A 23,439-nucleotide genomic window follows, 5' to 3' on the forward strand; every position below is an offset into this window, starting at 1 on the left:
GAGGAATGCGCCGTGGATTTCATGACCAACAGCCTGACCGATGCGATCGTCCAGAACCAGAGCCAGGACAGTGATCCGCTCTGGTACAAGGATGCCATCATCTACCAATTGCACGTGAAGTCCTTTCACGATTCGAACGGCGATGGCATCGGCGATTTCAAAGGCCTGCACGAGAAGCTGGACCATATCGCCTCGCTTGGCGCCAATACGATCTGGCTATTGCCGTTTTTCCCCTCGCCGCGACGTGACGATGGTTACGACATTGCCGACTACGGCAATGTCAGTTCCGACTACGGCACGATGGAGGATTTTCGCGCCTTCGTGGACGCGGCGCATGAACGCGGAATCCGGGTGATCATTGAACTGGTGATCAATCACACATCCGACCAGCATCCCTGGTTCCAGCGGGCGCGGCAGGCACCGGCCGGATCTGCGGAGCGGGATTTTTACGTCTGGTCCGATACCGACCAGAAATTCCCCGAAACGCGGATCATCTTCCTCGATACGGAAAAGTCGAACTGGACCTGGGATCCGGTTGCCGGCGCCTATTACTGGCACCGTTTTTATTCCCACCAGCCGGACCTCAACTTCGACAATCCGCAGGTGCTGGAAGAGCTTTTGCAGGTGATGCGTTTCTGGGCCGATACCGGCATTGACGGGTTCCGGCTCGACGCGATCCCCTATCTGATCGAACGGGAGGGGACCAATAACGAGAACCTGCCCGAAACCCACGATATCCTGAAGAAGATCCGCGCGGCGCTGGATGAAAGCCATCCGGGCAAGATGCTGCTTGCCGAAGCCAATCAGTGGCCGGAGGATACAAGCGAATATTTCGGCAATGGCGACGAATGCAACATGGCGTTTCATTTTCCGCTGATGCCGCGCATGTATATGGCGATCGCCAAGGAAGACCGCTTCCCGATCACCGACATCATGCGGCAGACGCCGGAAATTCCGGAAAACTGCCAATGGGCGATCTTCCTTCGCAACCACGACGAGCTGACGCTGGAAATGGTGACCGACGAGGAACGCGACTATCTGTGGAATACCTATGCCGCAGATCGCAGGGCGCGGATCAATCTCGGTATCCGCCGGCGGCTGGCGCCGCTAATGGAGCGGGACCGGCGCCGGATCGAGCTGATGAATGCGCTGCTTCTGTCCATGCCCGGCACGCCCGTCATCTATTATGGCGACGAGATCGGTATGGGCGACAACATCTATCTCGGCGACCGCGACGGGGTTCGCACCCCGATGCAATGGTCGCCGGACCGCAATGCGGGCTTTTCCAAGGCCGATCCGGCGCGGCTGGTGCTGCCGCCGGTGATGGACCCGCTCTACGGTTACGAGGCCGTCAATGTCGAGGCGCAAGGCGCCGACGCCCATTCGCTGTTGAACTGGACCCGGCGAATGCTCGCCCTGCGCAACCGCCATCCCGCCTTCGGCCGTGGGTCGCTGCGGTTCCTTGCGCCGGGAAACCGCAAGATCATGGCGTATCTGCGCGAATATGACGGCGAGACGATCCTCTGCGTCGCCAATCTCTCGCGCCTGCCACAGGCGGTAGAGCTCGATCTTTCGCAGTTCGAGGGCTCGGTTCCGATCGAGCTTACCGGCATGTCGCCCTTTCCGCCGATCGGCCAGCTGACCTATCTGCTGACGCTGCCGCCCTATGGTTTCTTCTGGTTCCAGCTGTCGCAGGAATCTGACGGGCCGAGCTGGCGCAAGGCGCCGCCGGAACAGCTGCAGGACATGGTGACCATGGTCGTGCGCCGCGACCTGCAGGAACTGATCGACCAGCCGAAACTGGCAGACACGATGGCCAAAGAGGTGCTGCCGAACTACCTCACCATGCGTCGCTGGTTCGGTTCGAAAGGGCAGATGCTCAATCATGCCGCGCTGATTTCGGCGACGCCGCTGCCTTTTGCCAACAATATCCTGCTCGGCGAGCTGGAGGCGGATGTCGGCGGGCGGATGGACAGCTATCTGCTGCCGCTTGCCGTCTCCTGGGACGACAGTTTCCCGACTGCCCTGGCGCAGCAGCTTGCCATGGCGCGGGTAAGACAGGGACGCCGCGTCGGTTTCCTGACGGATGGTTTTGCGCATGAGAGTTTTGCGCGGGCTATCCTGCGTGGCCTTTCCGAGCGCGCCTCGATCTCGGGCCGCGCGGGAGCACTGGATTTTATCGGAACCGACCATCTCGACCAGCTGGAAATAACCGACGACCTACCAGTGCACTGGCTATCGGCCGAACAGTCGAACAGTTCGCTGATCGTCGGTGATCTGGCGATGGTGAAACTGATCCGGCACATCTTCCCCGGCACCCACCCGGAAGTGGAGATGACCCGGCATCTGACCAAGGTCGGCTACAGGAACACGGCGCAGCTGCTCGGCGAAGTGGCGCGTACCGGGCCAGACGGCACCCGCCATACGCTGATCATCGTGCAGAAGGCGATCCGCAATCAGGGTGATGCCTGGACCTGGATGCTCGGCCATTTGCGCCGCTCGATCGACGAGATCGTCGTGACGGGGCTTGATGGCGATGCGGCAGACGATCATTTCAAACCGCTTGTCGATTTTTGCGCCACGATCGGTACGCGGCTCGGCGAGCTGCACGTGGCGCTTGCCGAGCATTCCGAGGACGAGGCGTTCACTCCGGAATGGGGAACCAAGGACGATGTGGCTGCGGCACGACGTGCGGTGGCCGAGCAGATCGGCCAGAGCCTTACCATTCTTGAGGGCACTGTCGGTGGGCTGGAGGGCGAACTTGCCGAGATCGCAAAATCGCTGATCGCCCGGCGCGACGAGCTGACCGCGCTTGCCGGACGGCTGACCGAGGCAACCGGCGGCACGCTGAAGACCCGCCATCACGGCGATTTCCATCTCGGCCAGATTCTCGTGGCCGAAAGCGATGCCTACATCATCGATTTCGAGGGCGAGCCGACGCGGACGCTCGCCGAACGTCGCGCAAAGACCAACCCGTTGCGCGACGTTGCCGGCCTGCTGCGCTCGCTCAGCTATCTCGCGGCCGCCGCCGACATGGACCGCGAAGTGGTGAGCGAGGTGGATGATATCCGCCATCGCCAGCTGATCACCCGGTTCATCGAACTGGCCGAACCGGCCTTTCTGCGATCCTATTTCACCGCAGTGGAGAAATCCGACGCGCTGATGCAGTCGAACAAGAACCGCGACAGGGTGCTGGATCTCTTCCTGCTCGAAAAGGCGGCCTATGAAGTGGCCTACGAGGTTCGCAGCCGGCCGCATTGGCTTCCCTTACCGCTCGCCGGATTTTCGGCGATCGCTTCCCGCCTTCTGGCCAGTTTTTCGGAGAATGACCGATGATCCACGCGCGCGCAGACCTGATGACCGGCATGGTGCAGGAGGGGCTGCAGGCCCTTGTCGACGGGCGCCATGGCGATCCGTTCTCCATTCTCGGGCGGCACCAATATGGCGAATTGACCGTCATCCGGGCGCTTTTGCCCGGCGCGCTTGCCGTCAGCGTGATCGAGAGCGGAACGGGCCGGGTCATGGCAGAGCTGGAGCCGATCCATGACGGCGGCATCTTTGCCGGGCTGGTCGGCAGCCCGGCCGCCTATCGGCTGCGCATCGCATGGCCGGACGACGTCCAGGAGACCGAGGATCCCTATTCCTTCCCGCCGCTTCTCGGCGATCTCGACCTGCATCTGATCAGCCAGGGCACCCATTACGAACTCGGCCGGGCGCTCGGTGCCATCCCGATGGAAGTCGACGGCGTCGATGGCGTGCGGTTCGCGGTCTGGGCGCCGAATGCCAAGCGGGTGTCGGTGGTTGGCGATTTCAATGTCTGGGACGGACGGCGCAACCCTATGCGTCTTCGTCCTCAGGCCGGAATATGGGAACTGTTCATTCCCCGCCTCACCCATGGGGAACGCTACAAGTTCGAACTGCTCGACGCTCACGGCAATCTTCTGCCACAGCGCGCCGACCCGATTGCGCGATCCTCCGAGGCCGCCCCTTCCACCGCCTCGATCGTGGCCTCGTCAAAACCGTTTCGCTGGAGCGATGCCGACTGGCTGGCGGCACAGGCGAAGGACCGTGCCCGCGAGGGCGCGATGTCGGTCTACGAGGTGCATCTCGGTTCATGGGTGCGGATATCGGAGGAAGGCAATCGTTCGCTCGACTGGGTGGAACTCAGCCAGCGGCTTGTTCCCTACGTCCAGTCGCTCGGTTTCACCCATATCGAGATGCTGCCGATCATGGAACATCCGTTCGGTGGCTCCTGGGGTTACCAGCCGCTCGGCCTGTTCGCCCCGACCGGTCGCCACGGCACGCCGGAGGATTTCGCCTATTTCGTCGACCGCTGCCATCAGGCCGGCATCGGCGTCATTCTCGACTGGGTGCCGGCACATTTCCCGACCGACGTGTGGGGTCTGGCCCGTTTCGACGGTACGGCACTTTACGAACATGCCGATCCGCGCGAGGGGTTCCACAAGGACTGGAACACGCTGATCTACAATCTCGGCCGCAACGAGGTGAAGGGGTTCCTGATCGCCTCTGCGCTCGAATGGCTCGAACATTTCCATGTCGATGCGTTGCGCGTCGATGCGGTCGCCTCGATGCTTTACCGCGACTACAGCCGCAACGAAGGCGAGTGGATCCCGAACCAGTATGGCGGGCGGGAGAACCTCGAATCCGTCGAATTCTTCAAGCACCTGAACAGCATCATCCACGATCGATGCCCGCATGCATTTACCGTTGCGGAGGAATCCACGGCCTGGCCGGGCGTGACCAACAGTGTCGAGAACGGCGGGCTCGGCTTCGACTTCAAGTGGAACATGGGGTGGATGCACGACACGCTGCATTATGTCTCGGACGATCCCGTCTACCGCAAGTATGAACATGGCGGCATGACCTTCGGGATGATCTATGCCTATTCGGAGCGTTTCATGCTGCCGATTTCCCATGATGAAGTGGTGCATGGCAAAGGGTCTCTACTCGGCAAGATGCCGGGCGACCCATGGCAGAAGCTTGCCAATCTCAGGGCCTATTACGGCTTCATGTGGGGGCATCCGGGCAAGAAGCTGTTGTTCATGGGCTGCGAGATCGGCCAGGAAAGCGAGTGGAACCATGACGGGTCGGTCACCTGGGATCTGCTCGACCGGCCGGACCATGCGGGCATCCAGCTGCTGATCCGCGACCTCAACCGGCTTTATGCGGCAGAACCGGCGCTGCAGTTCAGCGATCTTCACCCGCAAGGTTTCCAGTGGGCCGTAGCCGACGATGCGGAAAATTCCGTTTACGGCATGCTGCGCTCCTCACAGGATCGATCCACGCATATGCTTGTCATGTCCAACATGACGCCGGTGCCGCGGCATGGTTACCGGGTGGGTGTGCCGGAGGAAGGCCGCTGGGATGTGGTGCTGAACACCGATGCGGCAATTTATGGAGGTTCGAATTTCGGTCAGGTGGACAGTTTTGCGGAACGGGTGGCGGCGCATGGCAAGCCGTTTTCGCTGGCGCTCGACCTGCCGCCGCTTTCGACGGTGTTTCTCAGGGGGAGGCGGTAATCAGCCGCCTTTCCACCCCTGCTGATAGATGACCTTCTCGACACCTGCAAACCGACCGACGCGCTGGAGTTCGGCATCGAGCTTTTCCAGCCGCCCGGTCGAAGCGCGGATGCCTTTTTCCAGCCAGAGCCGCTTGACGTCGAGGATCCCCGCCTTGCGATCGGCCTTCATGTCGATCCGGCCGATCATCCGGTCGCCTTCCAGCAGCGGAAAGACATAATAACCGTATTGCCGCTTCGGCTCCGGCACGAAAACCTCGATCCGGTACAAGAAGTCGAACAGGCGCTCGGCGCGGTCGCGGTTGCGCAGAAGCGGATCGAACGGGCTTAAAACCCGGATGCGCGCCGGCGGTGCGGGGATGTCGCCGAGGCTTTGTGGAAAACCATCAAGGGCAAAGGAGGCGCGCGGTTTGCTGCCGTCGGCGGTGCCGATCACCACCTCGACCAGTTCGTCGCGATGCGCCAAAATCCAGTCGCGTGCCTCGTTCGGCGTGACGATATCCCAGAAGGCGGCAATCTCGCCGGACGTGGCGAAACCCAGCCGCTTCAATGCGCTGCGGCAAGCCCAGTCGACGAATTCATCGTGTTCGACCTCCGGCTCGTGGTGATGGGCGGCAATCACACGCTCGGTGAGATCATAGATCTTCTGGAAATTCATCCGGCCGGCGATCGAAAGCTTGCCGATATGCCAGTAATATTCGAGCGCGGTCTTGTTCGGGTGCCAGTTCCACCAGCCGCCCGACTTGTGATCCTCGACCTTCATGTCACGCGACATGATCGCCCCGTTTTCGGCGATATGGCGGAACGTGTCGTCAAAAGCGGAATCGAAACCTTCCCCATGCCATTTGCGCCAGCGCTCGGCCAGAACAGGCTCGCGGCGGCGGAAACGATGTTTCCAATAGCGGAAGAGACGCGCGGGAATGATCGAGGCGTCATGCGTCCAATGCTCGAAAAGCTCGCCATCCTTTTCCAGAAGTGCGGTCAGGTGCTCCCGCCGATAAGTCTGGTTGCGGGAAAACAGGATCATGTGATGGGCGCGCTCGACGGTCGCGATACTGTCCACCTGGACGAAGCCCAGATCGTCGATCAATTGCAGCAGGCCGGCCTTCGGCAGAGCGCGGCCGGGCGAAGCGGAAAGCTGCTGCCGCTCCAGGAAGATCTGCCGTGCCTGTTCGTTCGGGATCAGAATCGCCATGGATCCAAACGTATGGCGTTGCGGCCCTCTTTTCAATGTTCTTTTTTTGTTCCGAATTCCCCCGTCTGTAATTCCGGTCTATAGACGCCAGGAGATATCGGGGAGCGAATTTGGACATTCGTTATAAAGACGTCGAGGTTCGCTTCGAAGGCCGCACAGTCATTCACCCGCTGACGGTGACGCTGACCGAGCGGCGCATCGGCATTATCGGGCTGAACGGTTCGGGCAAGACGACCTTTGCGCGGATGATCAACGGGCTTGTCAAACCGTCGTCAGGCCAGGTGACGGTCAACGGTTTCGATACGGTAACGCAAGAGGACGAGGCGCGCAGCCAGAGCGGCTTCATCTTCCAGAACCCGCAGAACCAGATCATTTTGCCGATCCTTTCCGAAGATATCGCGCTGGGGCTGAAATCCCGCAAGCTGTCGAAGCCTGATGTGGCGGCGGCGGTGGATGGCGTGCTTGCCCGTTTCGGCATTAGCCATCTCGGTGCGCGGCGCGCGCACGAGCTTTCCGGCGGCGAGCTTCAGCTGGCCGCGCTTGCCTCGGTGCTCGTCACCCAGCCGGGCATTCTGGTGATGGACGAGCCGACCAATCAGCTCGACCTCAAGAACCGAAACCTGGTGGACCATACGATCCGGACACTGCCCGAGGACGTCATCGTCATCACCCATGATCTGGGCCTGTTGTCGGGTTTCGATCGGGTGCTGATGTTCGATGCGGGGCGTATCGTGGCAGATGGGATGCCGGACGAGGTGATCGGCCGATACAGAAATATGCATGGGGCGGGTTACGAGGTGCAGGCATGATGCGCTCGCTGCATATCGACGGCGACAGCATCCTTCACCGCTTGCCGGCGGCCCTGAAACTTGCCGCACTGACGCTGATCAGCCTTGGCCTGTTCACGATCCAGATGCCGGTCCTGCTGGCAGTTGCCGCGATAACCGCTCTTGCGGGGCATATGCTGTTGCGAATCAGTGCCGGCGAAATCTGGCATCGCATGCGTTCCTATGCGCTGATCATCGGCGTCGTTGCGCTGTTTACCGCCGTTTTCAACAGCCCTGTCGAGGGGCTTGTCGCGCTGTTGCGGCTGTCTGCATTGGCACTGTTTGCCAGCCTCGTCACGGCGACGACCACGACCGGTGATTTCATCGAGGTGATCACCCGCGCCGCCTCGCCGCTGGAGCGGATCGGCCTTGTGAGGGCGCAGGATGTGGGACTTTCGATCGGTCTCGTCATCCGCTTCGTGCCGGAAATCATCGGGCGATACGAATTCATTCGCGATGCCCACCACGCGCGCGGGTTGAAACCGCGCCCGGTCTCCGTCATCGTACCCCTGATCATCACCACCCTTCGCAGCGCCGACGAGATTGCCTCGGCCATTGACGCACGCGGCATCCGCCGTCAAAAGTGACACAGATTCAGCCTTAAGGAAGCATAAGCAATGGCCACTCGCGACCTCGTGCTAGCAGCGCTCTTCGCCGCAATCATCGTGGCTCTCGGTCTTGTCCCACCGATCATGCTGGGTTTCATTCCGGTCCCGATCACGGCGCAGTCGCTCGGCGTCATGCTGGCCGGCGTCGTGCTCGGCGCCAAGCGCGGCGGGGTTTCCGTGCTGCTGGTACTGGTGCTGGCAGCCATCGGGCTTCCGGTCCTTTCCGGCGGACGCGGTGGCCTTGCCGTATTCATGGCGCCGACAACCGGCTACCTGATCGGCTGGCTGCTGGCAGCGATCGCAACCGGCTATCTGTCGCAGATGCTCGTCGGCCGCGACCAGCCGGGCTTCGTCCAGACGGTCAACTTCTTCGTTGCGGCTCTCTTCGGCGGCGTCATCGTGCTTTATGCCTGCGGCGTCAGCTACCTGGCCCTGATTACCGGTACCGGCTTCACGAAGGCCTTCCTCGGATCGCTCGCCTTCATTCCCGGCGACGTGCTGAAGGCGCTGATCGCAGCCCTTGCCGGCCGTGCCGTGATGGTCGGTTATCCGCTGCTGCCGCAACGGGCCTGACACGAAAACTTCGGGCTTCTCAATCGAGAAACGAATAGAGCCAGTCGCGCAGTTCTTCGGGCAGCGCGACGGATGCGCCCGTTTCCCTGTCGGTTGCCACCCAGACGATCTCGACCTCCGCGACCGGATCTTCACTGCGGGTCATGCGGACGAGGAAACCTGCGGACTTGCCACCGATCTTGCTGACGCCGACATGGGTGTGGACGATATCGCCAATCTGCAGCGGCAGATGGAATGTACCGGCAACCTTGCCGATGACGAATGTCGGATCATCACCCTTGGCCTTGCGGCGGCGCCAGAAAGCGGCAACGGCCTCCTCGGCCCGATCGATATAGATCGAGCGGAACATCTGGCCATTCATGTCCACGTCGCGGAATGCCACGCGAAAATCCGACGCCTTGACCGTTTCCCTGACCACGCTGTTCTCCGATCCGCGGACTGCCAATGCGGTTATTGTTTCCGACCAAACGGGCGCGAGGGCAAGGGTTACAGTGCCGCGTGGTCTATAAAACGTAAGAGTTCGCGAGATTGACGCGCTCCCGCATCGCGCTTTGCAGACATCGATTTCAATCACGGCCAATGCGCATCGCTTGAAAAACGGCTTGAGATGCGCCATGTCGTGAGCATTCAAACGACGGGCCGACACAATGACCACCCGCCTTTACGAGCACCAGATCTTCCTCGAACATCCAGCACCCGAAGGCCATCCGGAGCGACCGGACAGGCTGCGTTCGCTGGCAATCGCTTTGCAGCATCCCAATTTTGCCGATCTGGCGCGTAAGGAAGCGCCGCAGGCCAATGAGGATTCCGTGCTGCTCGCCCATCCGGAGGAGCATCTCCGCAAGGTGATGCGCGAGATCCCCGAGGAAGAGACGATCCGGCAGATAGAGGCCGATACCTATGTGGGGCCGAAAAGCCTGCAAGCGGCGCTGACCGGGATCGGCGGGGCAATGGCCGCGGTCGACGACGTGATGACCGGCAAGGTGGACAATGCTTTCGTCGCGGCGCGCCCGCCGGGCCACCATGCGGAAAAATCCAAGGCGATGGGCTTCTGCCTGTTCAACAATGCGGCGATCGCAGCGCGCTATGCACAGCAAACCTATGGCGTCGAGCGGGTGGCGATCGTCGACTGGGACGTGCATCACGGCAACGGCACCCAGGACATTTTCTGGGACGATCCGTCGGTGCTGTTCTGCTCCACCCACCAAATGCCGCTTTATCCCGGCACCGGCGCCAAGAACGAGACCGGTGCGAAGAACACGATCGTCAACGCGCCGCTTTCGCCCAATGACGGCAGCGAGCATTTTCGCGATGCGTTCAAGGATCGGGTGCTGCCGAAGCTTCATGACTTCCAGCCGGATTTCATCATCATCTCGGCCGGTTTCGATGCCCATCACCGCGATCCGCTGGCGCAGATCAATCTGGTCGGCGACGATTTCGACTGGGCAACCGGGCGGCTGATGGAAATTGCTGGGAAATACGCCAATAACCGGGTCGTCAGCCTGCTCGAGGGTGGTTATGATCTGGAAGGACTGGCGGAATCCGCCGGCATGCATATCGTAAGACTGATGAGAGGATGAAGGACATGACCGAAACCACACGCGCGCCGGATGGCCAGATCGATGTGAACGGCTATTCCTTCGAAAAGGCAGTAGCGGAACTGGAAAGCATCGTCGCACGTCTGGAGCGCGGCGATGTGGCGCTCGACGAATCCATCGCCATCTACGAGCGCGGCGAAGCTTTGAAGAAACATTGCGAGAAACTGCTCAACGCCGCTGAAAACCGGATCGAGAAGATCCGCCTCGACCGCGCCGGCAAAGTGCAGGGCGTGGAGCCGCTCGACGGCGAGTGATGCAAATCCATCGTCAATAAAATCTCAGGTTGCAAGCCCGGGTTTCACTCGACTGTCACATTGTTCCTTCCTATATTGTCCGTATGGACAAGGATCAGGTCATCGCCAAGCTGAGAGAGCACGAGACGGAGCTGCGCGCCGCTGGCGCGGAGCGTATGTCGATCTTCGGCTCTGTGGCGCGTGGCGAGGCGACCGAAGAGTCGGATCTCGATGTGCTGGTGAAATTTTCCGATCCGATCATCCAGTCGGGCTGGGACTATGTCACGGCGGTCGAAGATTTACGTGGACTGATCAGCGATATCACAGGTGCCGGCAGCGTCGACATCGTTCCGGAGCCCATGCGCAAGAAACGCTTTCGCCGAAGCGTAGAGCGGGATCGCACCATTGCCTACTGAACGCCCTCTGACCCGGCTTAGAGACATTGTCGATAATGGCCAAGCCATTCTCGAATATACGCTTGGGATGAATTTCGAAGCTTACCTGGCCAGCAACATCACGAGAGATGCTTGTGAGCGGTGCCTTGCTCGGATTTCGGAAGCCAGCGTGAAGCTTGGCCCGACCGCACAGGAGTTGTTCCCGGCCCATAACTGGCCTGCCATGCGCGGTCTTGGGAATATGTTGAGGCACGATTACGAGGATATTCTGGATGAGACGATCTGGAAAACAATCACCGATCGCCTCCCTTCCGTGATCGTTGAACTTGAAACATTTCTCGCCAAATACCCAGAAGATCAGGAAACACTCTAGCGAGGCCACATGTCCTTTTTCCCTGGAACAGACCCCGCCCCCGGTGATGCGTTTGCCTGTGATGCGATCGAGAACCTGATCATTCCGCGCTCCTCCGATATCGGCGGGTTTTCCGTGCGGCGAGCACTGCCCAGCCGGCAGAGACGGTTGGTCGGGCCGTTCATCTTCTTCGACCGGATGGGGCCGGCGATCCTGAAACCTGATGAGGCGCTGGATGTGAAACCGCATCCTCATATCGGGCTTTCGACCGTGACCTATCTGTTCGACGGAGAGATCAAGCATCGCGACAGCCTGGGCACCGAACTCGTGATCAAGCCCGGTGATATCAACCTGATGACCGCGGGACGCGGCATTACACATTCGGAAAGGACACCGGAGAATTTGCGCGGGCACCCGCTTTCGATGTCCGGGCTGCAGACCTGGCTGGCGCTTCCCGACGACAAGGAAGAGATCGATCCCGCCTTTGCCCATACCGGCAGGGAGGCGATGCCGTCGATCGAATGGGACGGCGCTCATGGTCGGGTGGTGATCGGCGCATTCGAGGGGCTTGCCTCGCCGGTCCCGACCTTCAGCGATACGCTTTACGTCGATCTTAGGCTTGAGCCGGGCAAGCGTTTTCCCTTCGCCGCAGGCCACGAGGAACGCGCTCTCTACATTCTTGCCGGTGAACTGGAGATTGCTGGCGACCGGTTCGCGCCCGACCAGCTGCTGGTATTTCGAGCCGGAGACGAGATCACCTTGCGGGCCGGGTCGCTCGGCTGTCATGTCATGCTGTTCGGCGGGGCGGCGCTCAATTCGAAGCGCTATATCTGGTGGAACTTCGTTTCCTCGTCGAAGGAACGTATCGAAAAAGCCAAGGAAGAGTGGAGAACCGGGCGTTTCGACATCGTTCCGGGCGACGAAGAAGAGTTCGTACCGCTGCCCTCCCCCTTGCCCACCAGCTAAAATCGATTAGAACCGAGTATTCGTGAAACTTGAAAAATTCCGTTTTCTGCTCATCTTTCGAGACGACGCGCTTACCAAGAAAACAAGAAGAGAAAGCCTGCTTCCGTGACTTCCCTGCCCGCGACGCCGCTGCTCGACACCGTCAAGCTTCCTGCCGATCTTCGCAAAGTCGACGACCGCGACCTGCCTAAGCTGGCGCGTGAAGTCCGCGACGAGATGATCGATGCTGTGTCGAAGACAGGCGGGCATCTGGGTGCCGGCCTCGGCGTGGTTGAGCTGACGATTGCCATCCACAAGGTTTTCAATACGCCAGAAGACCGGCTGATCTTCGATGTCGGTCACCAGTGTTATCCGCACAAGATCCTGACGGGCCGCCGCGACCGCATCCGCACGCTGCGCCAGGAAGACGGGCTATCGGGCTTCACCCGCCGAGCGGAAAGCGAATACGACCCCTTTGGAGCTGCGCATTCCTCGACGTCGATCTCGGCCGGCCTCGGCATGGCCGTCGGCGCGGAACTTGCCGGCAAGAAGCGCAATGTCATCTCGGTGATCGGCGACGGCTCGATGTCGGCCGGCATGGCGTTCGAGGCGCTCAACAATGCCGGATCGCTGGATGCAAGACTGATCGTCATCCTCAACGACAACGACATGTCGATCGCTCCGCCGACCGGCGCAATGAGCGCCTATCTGGCGCGTCTGGCTTCGGGTCGCGCCTATATGGGCGTGCGCGAGATGGGCAAGAAGCTGACCGGTTATCTCGGCCGCTCTATCGACCGGGCGATCACCCGCGCGGTCGAACATGCCCGCGGTTACGTCACCGGCGGGACGATGTTCGAGGAACTCGGCTTCTATCATATCGGCCCGATCGACGGTCATTCCTTCGAGCATCTTCTGCCGGTCCTGCGTAATGTGCGCGACAATGCCCATGGTCCGGTGCTGATCCATGTGGTGACGCAGAAGGGCAAAGGTTATCCGCCGGCGGAAGCTGCGGCCGATAAATATCACGGCGTCAACAAGTTCGACGTCATCACCGGTGCGCAGGCGAAGGCCAAGCCGAACGCGCCGTCCTATACAAGCGTGTTCGGTGACGCGCTGGTACAGGAAGCCGGTTTCGACGACAAGATCGTCGGCATCACCGCTGCGATGCCTGACGGCACCGGGCTCGGCAAGCTGCAGGCCGTCTATCCGTCGCGCACGTTCGATGTCGGCATTGCCGAGCAGCATGCGGTAACATTTGCGGCCGGCCTTGCGACAGAGGGCTTCAAGCCGTTCTGCGCGCTTTATTCGACCTTCCTGCAGCGGGGCTACGACCAGGTCGTGCATGACGTGGCGATCCAGGGCCTGCCGGTGCGCTTCCCCATCGACCGCGCCGGTTTCGTCGGCGCCGACGGGCCGACCCATGCCGGATCATTCGACACGACATTCCTCGCCACCCTTCCCGGGATGGTGGTGATGGCTGCCGCCGACGAGGCGGAACTGAAACACATGGTGCGCACGGCCGTCGCCTATGACGACGGCCCGATCTCGTTCCGCTATCCGCGCGGCGAAGGTGTGGGCGTGGAACTGCCCGAACGCGGCGAAATCCTGCAGATCGGCAAGGGCCGCATCGTCAGGGAAGGCTCCAAGGTGGCCATTCTTTCCTTCGGTACGCGGCTGAAGGACTGTTTGCTCGCCGCCGAGGACCTCGAAGCCGCCGGCCTTTCGACCACGGTTGCGGATGCGCGCTTCGCCAAGCCGCTCGATCACGATATGATCCGCCAGCTTGCCCGCCACCACGAGGTGCTGATCACCATCGAGGAAGGCGCAGTGGGCGGGTTCGGCAGCCATGTCCTGCAATTCCTCGCTACCGAGGGCCTGCTCGACCACGGGCTGAAGGTGCGCTCCATGGTTTTGCCCGATATCTGGATGGAACAGGCCAGCCCTGAGGTGATGTATGCCAAGGCCGGCCTCGACCGTGCCGGCATCGTCAAGACGGTGTTCGGAGCGCTCGGCAAGACACAGGTCGGCGTCGGCGCAGCCGGATAATCATCAATCAGGCGGGGTTGGCGCCGCCCATATCGAGAGACGGCGCCGTTGACCGCATGCGGCGACGCTCAAGCGCCCAACCAAGAACCAGCTCGATTGCGCAGCCCGCAATCAGAATCGCCAGCTGAACCATCAACGACGCGTGCGGATTGAGGTCCATATAGGCGCTTGCCGCTGCCGAGAGAAAAATGCCGACAGAGAAGACCGGCAGGCTGTGGTGTCCCAGCATGCAGACAGGTCGCAGCCATGGATGGCTTGCCGCTCTCTTCACCGCCTCGATGTTCCAGGCCAGGTAGAGAATAGCCAAGGCATCTGCGATGCGCAGCGGGCCGCTGTTGGTTTTCGACACCAGTTCCTTGTAGAAACCCGGATAGGGCAAGGCGACCCAGTTCCAGAGAACCGCGAGATTGACCGGAATCGCGATGATCGCGAAGGCGGCAGCGAGGGCGAAAATGCCCCGGTGATAGGGCATCGGATCGCGCCCGCTTTTGATACGGATGCCAAGCAGAATGCCGATGGTGAAGATCAGCTGCCAGGACAGCGGGTCGAAAAACCAATGGCCGGTTTCCATCGCCAGGTTGGGCAGATTGAGATGACCTAAGCCTGCGACAAGCCACAGCGCCATCGACATTCCCGCAAGCAGCAGGGGGAACCTGTCATGGAGCACGAACACGAACGGCGCCCAGAGCATCAGGACGATATACATGGGCAGGATGTCGAGATTGCCGGGCATGTAGGCAAGCAGCATCGCCTGCATGCCACGGAGCGCCGGGTCGGCGAGAAAGCCCGCCATGTCGGCGGCCACCTCGGTCGGCGGCAGGATGACCGCGAGCCAGGCACCGAAAGCGCCCATGACGAGAAAAATCAACAGATGAGCGAGATAGATGCGCCAGGCACGACGCCAGGGGCGCATCGGCGCCAGGGCAGCGCCGGGCCGGTAATAGGCGAGTGCCGACGACATGCCCGCCAGGAGGACGAAAAGCTCCGATGCATCGGCAAAACCGCGCGCATGCTGGAATGTGTCGGAAAAGCTGAATTCGGCATGGCCGACGAAGATCAGCAGCAGCGTGATGCCGCGCAGAAGATCAATCCTGACTTCGCGTTGAATACCCATGCCGGTCCCCACGACCTGTCCATCGAGAACGTCGAATGGAATGTCCTAAAGAAAAACCGCTAATGTACGATTTACGCTGGCGCTCTTATTTCGAGATCCGCCCATTGTGCCCGATTATGGGATTTTTCCCAGACTGGTGCCACGGGCGCGACCGGCGGATGCCATTGCTCTTGCCTTGAGCCGAGGAAACCGCCAAGAGAGCCGCATGACCCAACATTCTTCATCCGTCCGCCTCGACCAATTGCTGGTCACGCTCAATCTTTTCGACAGCCGCTCGCGGGCGCGCGATGCGATTGCACGCGGAACGGTGAAAGTCGACGGCCGGGTGATTACCAAACCGGCGCAGACCGTATCGTCCGAAGCCGAGATCGTCGTCGACGATCCGGCCAGCGCCTATGTCTCGCGCGCCGCTTTGAAGCTGATTGCCGCACTCGACCATTACGGGTTCGATCCGGCCGGCCTGACCTGCCTCGATGTCGGGGCATCCACCGGCGGTTTCACCCAGGTCCTGCTGGAACGCGGGGCCGCACATGTGATCGCCGTCGATGTCGGCCATGACCAGATGCATGAGCGGCTGCGCGACGACGAGCGCGTCACCAATATCGAGGGCCTCAATGCCCGCGAGATGACCGCCGACGACATTGACGACGAACCGGTCGATTTCATCGTTTCCGACGTCTCGTTCATCTCGCTGAAGCTTGCCCTGCCGCCGGCATTGGAACTGGCGGAACCGGGCGCGGCCTGCGTGCTTCTGGTCAAGCCCCAGTTCGAGGCCGGCCGGGAGAATGTCGGCAAGGCCGGGCTGTTGAAGCTGCCCGAAACGGCGCCCGATGTGGCGGCCGAACTGGAGCGCTGGCTGGTCGAAGAGATGGGCTGGAAAAGCCTCGGCCTGATTGCCTCACCGATCACCGGGGGAGACGGCAACGTCGAATTCCTGCTTGGCGGAAGGAAACCATCATGAGCACGGTCACCATCACGATCGATCGGCTGGGAGCGCAGGGCCATGGCATTGCCGATGGCGAGGACGGTCCGGTCTATGTGCCCTATGCGCTGCCCGGCGAAACGCTGGCGATCGCCCGCAATGGTGACCACGGCACCGTCATGTCGACATCCAATCCATCCCCGGACCGGATCGAACCTCTCTGTCGGCATTTCAATCCGGACGGCGACGCCTGCGGCGGCTGTTCGCTGCAGCATCTGGCGGAACCCGCCTATCACACGTTCAAGCGCGGACTGGTGATCGATGCCCTGAAAGCCCGCGGGCTGACGCCGGAGGTCGGCGAACTGATTGCCTGCCATCCGGGCGAACGTCGCCGCATCGTGTTTTCGGTCCGCAAGACCGAGAAGGAACTGTTGCTCGGTTTCAACCGCGCCGAGACCAATCACATCATCTCGATCGAGGAATGTCCGATCACCTCGCCCGAGATCGTGGCGAGGCTTCCCGCAATCCGCAAAGTGGCGGCGGCGCTGGCGAGTGGCTCGGAGACATTTCGCCTGACGGTTCTCGAAACGCTGTCGGGCCTCGACATTGCCGCCGACGGATTGAAGAAGCTCGAGGACAAGCAGCGCCGCGCCGTCACCGAGGCGGTCCTGTCGCTGAAGGGGATCGCCCGCGTTTCGGTTAATGGCGAGATCGCCATCGAGCCGGTGAAACCGGTTATCGATTTCGGTGGCGTGCGGGTTTCGCCGCCGCCGGGCGGTTTTACCCAGGCAACCAAGCCCGCAGAAGACGCGATGTCGGAACTGGTGCTTGCGCATCTGGGAAAGGCCAAACGGGTGATCGATCTGTTTGCCGGTTCGGGGACATTTTCGCTGAGGATCGCCCGCAAGGCCAAGGTGCATGCGGTCGAGGGCGAGGACAAGGCGATCAGGGCGCTCGACATGGCCGCCCGCAACACGCAAGGGCTGAAGCCCGTCACCGCCGAGAAGCGTGATCTGTTCCGTCGGCCGATGACGGTGCAGGAACTCAAAGTGTATGACGCCGTGGTCTTCGATCCGCCGCGTGCCGGTGCCGAAGTTCAGGTGAAAGAGATCGCCCGTTCCGGGATCAAGACGGTCGTTGCCGTCAGCTGCAACCCGGCAACGCTTGCTCGCGACCTTCGTATCCTCGTCGATGCCGGCTACAACATCCGCTCGGTGACGCCGATCGACCAGTTCCTGTGGTCGACGCATGTGGAGGCGATAGCGCTGCTGTCGCGCTAATTCGGAGCATATTTCGCCCCGGCTCGATACAACCGCAATCGTCAGTGCCGAACGGATACATCTTCCGGTATCGATATGGTCACAATCCGCATCCCGCGCAATTTACATACATTAGAACGAGCGTAAATATCCCCGCCTCGCAGCCTGTGGAAGCAAACGACTTGCTTCGGCGCGTGGGAGGGGAAATCATGACTGAGGTAGCGATGCATGGACATGGCGTGCGCGGCATGAAGCCGGAGACGCTGCATTCCTTCGACGGCATAGGGGATCCCGGCAAGTTCGGGGTGATGTTTCCAAATCTTCTGCCACTTTCGGCGAGCGACGACGCGCTGGCGGAACTGGCCGACGCGATGCTGGACAGTCTTGACGCAAAAGGCAATCCGGTACCCGCCGGCGACAACCTGAACATCCCGGCCGGCTACACCTATCTCGGCCAGTTCGTCGACCACGACATCACGCTCGACACGACGCCGCTCGACCAGCAGAAGGCCGATCCGAAAGCGACGGTCAACTTCCGCACACCGTCGCTCGATCTCGATTCCGTCTATGGCGACGGACCGGGCATTCATCCCTATCTCTACCAGCGCGATCCGGCCAAGCCGAAGATCATCGGCAAGATGCTGATCGGACATGCCGGCCAGTCGGGCGATCAGAAAGGGCGCGCCATTCCGACCCTGCCCAACGACCTGCCGCGCAACCAGGTGGGCCATGCGCTGATCTTCGACGAGCGCAACGACGAAAACCTGCTGGTGGCGCAGACGCATCTGCTGATGCTGAAATTCCACAACAAGGTGTTCGACAAGGTGACGGCAGAAAACCCCGGCCTCAGCGGCGACGCCGCGTTCAAGGAAGCCCGCCGCATCGTTACCTGGCATTATCAATGGATCGTGTTGTTCGACTTCGTCGAGCGGCTGACCGAACCGGGGCTGATCCAGAAGATCAAGCATGAAGGTCGGCGCTTTTACCGGTTCAAGCAAAGGCCCTACATGCCGGCCGAATTTGCCGCTGCCTGTTATCGGCTCGGCCACTCGATGGTGAGGCAGACCTACAGCCATAATCAGGTGTTCAACCCGACCACCGATTCCATCGCCAATGCCACGCTCGGCCTGTTATTCTTCTTCACCGGCAAGTCCGGGTCGATCACCGGGGAACTTGCACCGGTCCCGCCTGCCCCGCCACCTGCGGCACAGGCCTCGCTTCCGGCCAACTGGGTGATCGACTGGCGGCGCTTCTTCGATCTCGGCACGGCAGCGGGCGGCAATTTCGCCCTCAATCACAGCCGGCTGCTCGATCCGATGATCACCCCGGCACTGCACACGCTGCCCGGCCTGGTGCCCGAAGCGCCGCGGCAGCAGGTTCGCGAATTCAACCTCGCCTTCCGCAACCTGAAACGCGGCGTGCAGATCGGCCTGCCGTCCGGTCAGGCCGTCTGTCGGGCGATGGGCCTCACTCCACTCAAACCTTCGCAGGTGGCAACCGGGCCTGATGGCAAGGCCGCCAAGAAACACGGCCTGCACGAGGAAACACCGCTCTGGTATTACGTGCTGAAGGAAGCCGAGCATTATCACAAGGGCGAGAGGCTGGGACCGATGGCCTCGACCATCGTTGCCGAGACGTTCCTCGGCATGGTGCATGGCGACCACGAATCCTTCCTCTGGCAGCAATCCGACTGGAAGCCGGAACTGCCCGGTGCCAAGGCGGGGCATTTCACCATGGCTGATCTGATCCGGTTCGTCGGCGATATCGATCCGATCGGCGCGGTCCTCGACAAGGTGCTGGAACCGCAGTCTTAAGGGACCGAATTCAATACGCAGTCTGCCCGCCCGAGCAGACGAGCCTGCCGGTGTCGACCATCGTGTCCGCATCGGCAGGCTTACGTGCGTTTGCGACCGGCCTCGGTCTTGCCCGGCTGTTTCAGCGCTGCATGAAGGCTTCGAACGCGGCGCGGGCCTCGGCGCTTTTCAGTTGTGCCGAAAAGTGGAGAAGTTCCTCGTCCATGCGGGCAAGCACCTCGTCGCGGGGGCCGCGGACAAGATCACGGGCGATCTTCAGCGCCTGCGGTGGTTTCTTCGCCAGGTCGGCGGCGAGCGCCAGCGCTTCCATTTCCACCTCGTTGGGACCAACGACCTTCCAGACCAGTCCGGCATTGAGCGCCGCATCGGCGGAATACCCCTCGCCGGCCACAAGAAGCGCAAAGGCCCGCTGGTGGCCCATGATCCTCGGGGCAAGCAGGCTCGATGCCGCTTCCGGCACCAGTGCCAGATCGACAAACGGCGTCCGGAACAGGCTACGACCCGAGGCGACGGTCAGATCGCAATGAAGATTGAGTGTCGTGCCGATACCGATCGCCAACCCGTCGACACCGGAGACGAGCGGTTTTTCGGCAAGCGCGAGTGCCCTGATGAACACGGCTGCGGCCAGCGGATCGCTCGATCCAGAGCCCGCCGCCTTTTGGGCATGGGAGAGGAAATCGCCCATGTCGTTGCCGGCGGAAAAACAGCCTTCGGTGCCGAGAAAAACGACCGCCTTTACCTCGGCGTCGGCGTTCGCCTCCTCGAGCGCTGCCGTCATGCGCTGGTACATGGCGGCGGTGATGGCGTTCTTCTTTTCCGGCCGGTTGAAGCGGATGACCAGAACGCCCGGATAGGCATCGGTGCGGCTGACGATGATGTGCTCGGTCACGATGATATCCTCAATCCAGAGCGGCGCGGGCGGCGGCAAAGCTTGCCGAGCCTGAGACGACGCGGTCCTTGAGCGCAGAGGTTTCGGCAAGCAGGTTTTCCGCCATGAAACGGCAGAGGCTGATACGCCCGTTACCCTCCTGACCATTATCGGCCGCCACCAGCCCGCCCCTGGCCATATAGATGCCGGTCAGAACCAGGCCGAAAAGCCGCTGATAGGGTGTGGCTCCCGCCAGTGCCTCAGTCACACGCTTGTCCGCCTGGGCCTGCAGCAGCCAGTTGGTGGCTGCCTCAAGCGCTGCGATTGCGGCCCGCAGCCGGCCGCCGGTCTCACCGAAGGCTGGATCGTTGCGGGCCAGCACCTCGTCGGCCACCTGCCTCAATTCGGCAAGCAGGCCACGCACCTGCGCGCCGCCGGAAAGCGGCAGCTTGCGGGTGACAAGGTCGATCGCCTGAATGCCGTTGGTGCCTTCATAGATCGGTGCGATGCGCGCGTCGCGCAGGTAACGGGCAGCACCTGTTTCCTCGATGAAACCCATGCCGCCATGAACCTGGATGCCGAGCGAGGCGACTTCGACGCCGATATCGGTCGCGAAGGATTTGGCGATCGGGGTCAGAAGTGCTGCGCGCTCCGCCCAGTGCCGGGCGGCATCGCCTTCATGGTGATGCGACATGTCGGTCGCATGGGCGCAGGCATAACATATGGCACGCGCGCCTTTGGTCAGCACCTTCATGGTGAGCAGCATCTGGGCGACATCCGGATGCCTGATGATCGGGCTCATGCCGTCTTTGGTCCAGCCGGGAGCCTTGCCCTGGGTGCGCTCCCTGGCAAAGGCAACCGCCTTCTGGGTAGCAGCCTCGGCTATTGCAACGCCCTGAATGCCGACAGCAAGCCGGGCATTGTTCATCATCGTGAACATGCAGGCGAGGCCCTTGTTTTCCTCGCCGACCAGATAACCGACCGCACCCCATTCCTCCCCAAACCGGCCGTCGCCGAAAATCATGGTACAGGTGGGTGAGCCGTGAATGCCGAGCTTGTGCTCGATCGAATGGCAGAGAACATCATTGCGCTCACCGAGCGAACCGTCCTCGTCGACCAGGAATTTCGGCACCAGGAACAGCGAGATGCCGCGTGTGCCGGCAGGTGCATCGGGAAGTCTTGCAAGCACCAGATGAATGATGTTGTCGGCGACATCGTGTTCGCCCCAGGTGATGAAGATCTTCTGGCCAAAGATACGGTAACTGCCGTCGTCGCGGCGTTCGGCGCGGGTCTTCAGGACGCCGAGGTCCGAGCCCGCATGGGGTTCGGTCAGGTTCATCGTGCCGGTCCATTCGCCGGAGACCAGCTTTTCGAGGTAGATCTCCTTCAGCGCATCGGAGCCGTGGGCAGTGAGTGCCTCGACGGCGCCCATGGTGAGCGTCGGAGCCAATGCAAAGGCCATCGAGGCCGAATTCCACATTTCCAGCGCCGCGACGTTGAGCATATGCGGCAGGTTCTGGCCACCATAGGCTTCCGGCGCCGTCAGGCCGTTCCAGCCGCCCTCGCGCCAGCGACGGTAGAGCGCCGGCCAGCCTTTCGGGGTGGTCACCTCGCCGTCTTCGATCCGGGCGCCCTCGCGATCGCCCTTTTCCCCCAGCGGTGCGATCTCCGCCGATGCGAACCGGCCGGCCTCTTCAAGAATGGCCGCCACCAGGTCGCCGCTGAGATCGCCGAAACGTCCCTCCTCCAATGCGGGGCCGAGTCCGGCCACGTGGTTCAATGTGAAGGCGATCTCCTCCACCGGGGCGCTGTACATATGATCCTCCTCATCAGCCGTGCAGCCTAGCCTTTCCGGGCAAGCAATGACTTTTACGTAAACGTAATAGAGATTGTCAATCGGAAGGTTGTTCCATCATGAAACAGTCGCCCATGAGGGGAAAGCGAAATGATGAGGGCGCGGCCTTTCCGGCAGGCCAAATCGAGGCGGGATATTCCAGATCCGCGTCTCTCGTCTTAGCTTGGTGCTCTTGCGCGTGTCCTTATCCCGAAACCGGTGATTACTTTCGGGAGATATGCGCTAAAGATTCCTTCGCGAGTTTGGCGTAGAAGGTCTGCAGGATACCGGAGTTGACCTGATGGATACCCCTGCCCTGTTGATGCCCGCCATCCCCGGCCTCGTCTGGGCCTATCGTTTCGATGCGTCGACGCGCTCCTGCGCCAAGCTGCCGCTCGACACGACGGTGGGTGAGCTCAGCGTCACGGACGGTTTTCTGTGGCTGCATCTCAATCTCGCCGACAGCCGGGTTCCGGCCTTCCTCGAAACCCTGCCGGGCCTGACATCGGCCGCAGTTGCGGCGCTCACGACACGCGATACCCATGCCGCCGTCATCCTCGACGAAAAGCTCGTCTACGGGACGATGATCGACTTCCAGAAGGAATTCGACAACGAGACGCGCGATATCGGCTGGCTGCATTTCTTCGTGTCGCAGGACATCATCATCACCACGAGGCTGCAGCCACTGCGTTCGGTCGACAGGCTGAGGGCGGCGATGGAGAAAAACGCCGCCCGCTACAAACGGCCGATCGACGTGTTCGAAACGCTGGTGGCGGAATTCCAGCGGACGCTGATCGCGCTCGTCATGGAACTGACCGAAGAGCTGAACCTGATCGAGGATTTCGTCTATGACAACGCGCCGCGCGACGAACGCCGGCGCCTGGCGCCCGTCCGGCGCACGGTGGTGCGGCTGCACCGGCATTTACGCACCGTGCTGACACTGATGCGGCGGGCAGCGGCCTCCGACGAGGATGACATGCCGGATGGGTTCGATGATGCCGCCGGTCGGCTGGTCGGCCGGCTGGAGGCGGTGGATCACGACGTCTATGCGCTGCAGGAAAGGGCGCGGCTGCTGCATGAGGAAATCGATTCCAAGCTGTCTTCGGAAACCAACCGGCATCTCTACATCCTGTCGCTGATGACGGCATTCCTCCTGCCGCCGTCGCTTGTCACCGGCTTTTTCGGGATGAACACGGAAGGGCTGCCGTTTGCGCATCTGGAGCACGGCACAGCGTTTGCGATCGCCATCATGGCGCTGTCGGTCGCCGCCGCATGGTGGCTCTTGAGACGCACCGGAATTTTCTGATCCGCCCATGG

The 23,439-nt window shown here is 61.5% G+C and carries 20 protein-coding genes; 15 read left to right on the top strand and 5 right to left on the bottom strand.

The features are described 5' to 3' along the window. Positions 1 to 21: 21 nt before the first annotated feature. Both treS and glgB read left to right on the top strand, forming a co-directional pair. The gene (gene treS, locus AC2GXZ_RS08000) at positions 22 to 3,336 is read left to right on the top strand and encodes a maltose alpha-D-glucosyltransferase (RefSeq protein WP_483759379.1); all 3,315 of its coding nucleotides are present in this window, start codon (positions 22 to 24) and stop codon (positions 3,334 to 3,336) included. Beyond that, positions 3,333 to 5,540, top strand: a complete 2,208-nt coding sequence (gene glgB / locus AC2GXZ_RS08005; RefSeq protein WP_483758625.1) for a 1,4-alpha-glucan branching protein GlgB — start codon at positions 3,333 to 3,335, stop codon at positions 5,538 to 5,540. The genes treS and glgB overlap by 4 nt, the downstream gene beginning before the upstream one ends. On the opposite strand, the gene AC2GXZ_RS08010 is transcribed toward glgB, so the two are convergent. Then, complete coding sequence (locus AC2GXZ_RS08010; protein WP_483758626.1) at positions 5,541 to 6,734, bottom strand: winged helix-turn-helix domain-containing protein; 1,194 nt, start codon at positions 6,732 to 6,734, stop codon at positions 5,541 to 5,543. A 110-nt stretch (positions 6,735 to 6,844) separates the two neighbouring features. Here AC2GXZ_RS08010 and AC2GXZ_RS08015 point away from each other — a divergent pair, with 110 nt between their 5' ends. The 3 genes from AC2GXZ_RS08015 to AC2GXZ_RS08025 are packed head-to-tail and all read left to right on the top strand — an operon-like array spanning position 6,845 to position 8,742. After that, a complete protein-coding gene (locus AC2GXZ_RS08015) occupies positions 6,845 to 7,543 on the top strand; it encodes an energy-coupling factor ABC transporter ATP-binding protein (protein WP_483758627.1) in 699 nt (232 codons plus the stop codon). Beyond that, positions 7,543 to 8,148: an energy-coupling factor transporter transmembrane component T family protein gene (locus tag AC2GXZ_RS08020; RefSeq protein WP_483759380.1), complete on the top strand. Its 606-nt coding sequence runs from the start codon at positions 7,543 to 7,545 to the stop codon at positions 8,146 to 8,148. The genes AC2GXZ_RS08015 and AC2GXZ_RS08020 overlap by 1 nt, the downstream gene beginning before the upstream one ends. A 30-nt stretch (positions 8,149 to 8,178) precedes the next feature. Further along, a complete protein-coding gene (locus tag AC2GXZ_RS08025; RefSeq protein WP_483758628.1) occupies positions 8,179 to 8,742 on the top strand; it encodes a biotin transporter BioY in 564 nt (187 codons plus the stop codon). A gap of 19 nt (positions 8,743 to 8,761) precedes the next feature. Here AC2GXZ_RS08025 and AC2GXZ_RS08030 read toward each other — a convergent pair whose 3' ends face one another. After that, positions 8,762 to 9,160: an acyl-CoA thioesterase gene (locus AC2GXZ_RS08030; protein WP_483758629.1), complete on the bottom strand. Its 399-nt coding sequence runs from the start codon at positions 9,158 to 9,160 to the stop codon at positions 8,762 to 8,764. Between the two features lie 229 nt (positions 9,161 to 9,389). Here AC2GXZ_RS08030 and AC2GXZ_RS08035 point away from each other — a divergent pair, with 229 nt between their 5' ends. The 6 genes from AC2GXZ_RS08035 (at position 9,390) to dxs (ending at position 14,311) form a co-directional block, all read left to right on the top strand. Further along, on the top strand, positions 9,390 to 10,322 hold the full coding sequence (locus AC2GXZ_RS08035; protein WP_483758630.1) for a histone deacetylase family protein: 933 nt from the start codon (positions 9,390 to 9,392) through the stop codon (positions 10,320 to 10,322). 5 nt (positions 10,323 to 10,327) lie between these two features. Continuing rightward, entirely contained in the window at positions 10,328 to 10,594 is a 267-nt protein-coding gene (locus AC2GXZ_RS08040; protein WP_483758631.1) for an exodeoxyribonuclease VII small subunit, read from the top strand. An 83-nt stretch (positions 10,595 to 10,677) separates the two neighbouring features. Beyond that, positions 10,678 to 10,989 (top strand): nucleotidyltransferase family protein, encoded by a 312-nt coding sequence (locus AC2GXZ_RS08045; protein WP_483758632.1) that lies wholly within the window; start codon positions 10,678 to 10,680, stop codon positions 10,987 to 10,989. Further along, complete coding sequence (locus tag AC2GXZ_RS08050; protein ID WP_483758633.1) at positions 10,979 to 11,341, top strand: HepT-like ribonuclease domain-containing protein; 363 nt, start codon at positions 10,979 to 10,981, stop codon at positions 11,339 to 11,341. Before AC2GXZ_RS08045 ends, AC2GXZ_RS08050 begins: the two co-directional genes overlap by 11 nt. Positions 11,342 to 11,350: 9 nt before the next feature. Continuing rightward, positions 11,351 to 12,286, top strand: coding sequence for a pirin family protein (locus tag AC2GXZ_RS08055; RefSeq protein ID WP_483758634.1), 936 nt, complete (start codon positions 11,351 to 11,353; stop codon positions 12,284 to 12,286). A gap of 105 nt (positions 12,287 to 12,391) precedes the next feature. Beyond that, positions 12,392 to 14,311, top strand: coding sequence for a 1-deoxy-D-xylulose-5-phosphate synthase (gene dxs / locus AC2GXZ_RS08060; RefSeq protein ID WP_483758635.1), 1,920 nt, complete (start codon positions 12,392 to 12,394; stop codon positions 14,309 to 14,311). A gap of 7 nt (positions 14,312 to 14,318) precedes the next feature. On the opposite strand, the gene AC2GXZ_RS08065 is transcribed toward dxs, so the two are convergent. Continuing rightward, positions 14,319 to 15,425, bottom strand: coding sequence for an OpgC family protein (locus AC2GXZ_RS08065; protein WP_483758636.1), 1,107 nt, complete (start codon positions 15,423 to 15,425; stop codon positions 14,319 to 14,321). A gap of 205 nt (positions 15,426 to 15,630) precedes the next feature. Between AC2GXZ_RS08065 and AC2GXZ_RS08070 the strand changes: the two genes are divergently transcribed. From AC2GXZ_RS08070 to AC2GXZ_RS08080, 3 genes are all read left to right on the top strand, one after another. Next, positions 15,631 to 16,386 (top strand): TlyA family RNA methyltransferase, encoded by a 756-nt coding sequence (locus AC2GXZ_RS08070; RefSeq protein WP_483758637.1) that lies wholly within the window; start codon positions 15,631 to 15,633, stop codon positions 16,384 to 16,386. After that, positions 16,383 to 17,627, top strand: coding sequence for a class I SAM-dependent RNA methyltransferase (locus AC2GXZ_RS08075; protein WP_483758638.1), 1,245 nt, complete (start codon positions 16,383 to 16,385; stop codon positions 17,625 to 17,627). Before AC2GXZ_RS08070 ends, AC2GXZ_RS08075 begins: the two co-directional genes overlap by 4 nt. 188 nt (positions 17,628 to 17,815) lie before the next feature. Beyond that, complete coding sequence (locus tag AC2GXZ_RS08080; protein ID WP_483758639.1) at positions 17,816 to 19,420, top strand: peroxidase family protein; 1,605 nt, start codon at positions 17,816 to 17,818, stop codon at positions 19,418 to 19,420. Positions 19,421 to 19,541: 121 nt separating this feature from the next. Here AC2GXZ_RS08080 and AC2GXZ_RS08085 read toward each other — a convergent pair whose 3' ends face one another. Then, complete coding sequence (locus tag AC2GXZ_RS08085) at positions 19,542 to 20,309, bottom strand: crotonase/enoyl-CoA hydratase family protein (RefSeq protein WP_483758640.1); 768 nt, start codon at positions 20,307 to 20,309, stop codon at positions 19,542 to 19,544. A gap of 10 nt (positions 20,310 to 20,319) precedes the next feature. After that, positions 20,320 to 22,104 (bottom strand): acyl-CoA dehydrogenase family protein, encoded by a 1,785-nt coding sequence (locus AC2GXZ_RS08090; RefSeq protein WP_483758641.1) that lies wholly within the window; start codon positions 22,102 to 22,104, stop codon positions 20,320 to 20,322. 319 nt (positions 22,105 to 22,423) lie between these two features. Here AC2GXZ_RS08090 and AC2GXZ_RS08095 point away from each other — a divergent pair, with 319 nt between their 5' ends. Beyond that, on the top strand, positions 22,424 to 23,428 hold the full coding sequence (locus AC2GXZ_RS08095) for a transporter (RefSeq protein ID WP_483758642.1): 1,005 nt from the start codon (positions 22,424 to 22,426) through the stop codon (positions 23,426 to 23,428). Positions 23,429 to 23,439: the final 11 nt, after the last annotated feature.

The organism is Aliirhizobium sp. YIM B11859, from assembly GCF_057163345.1.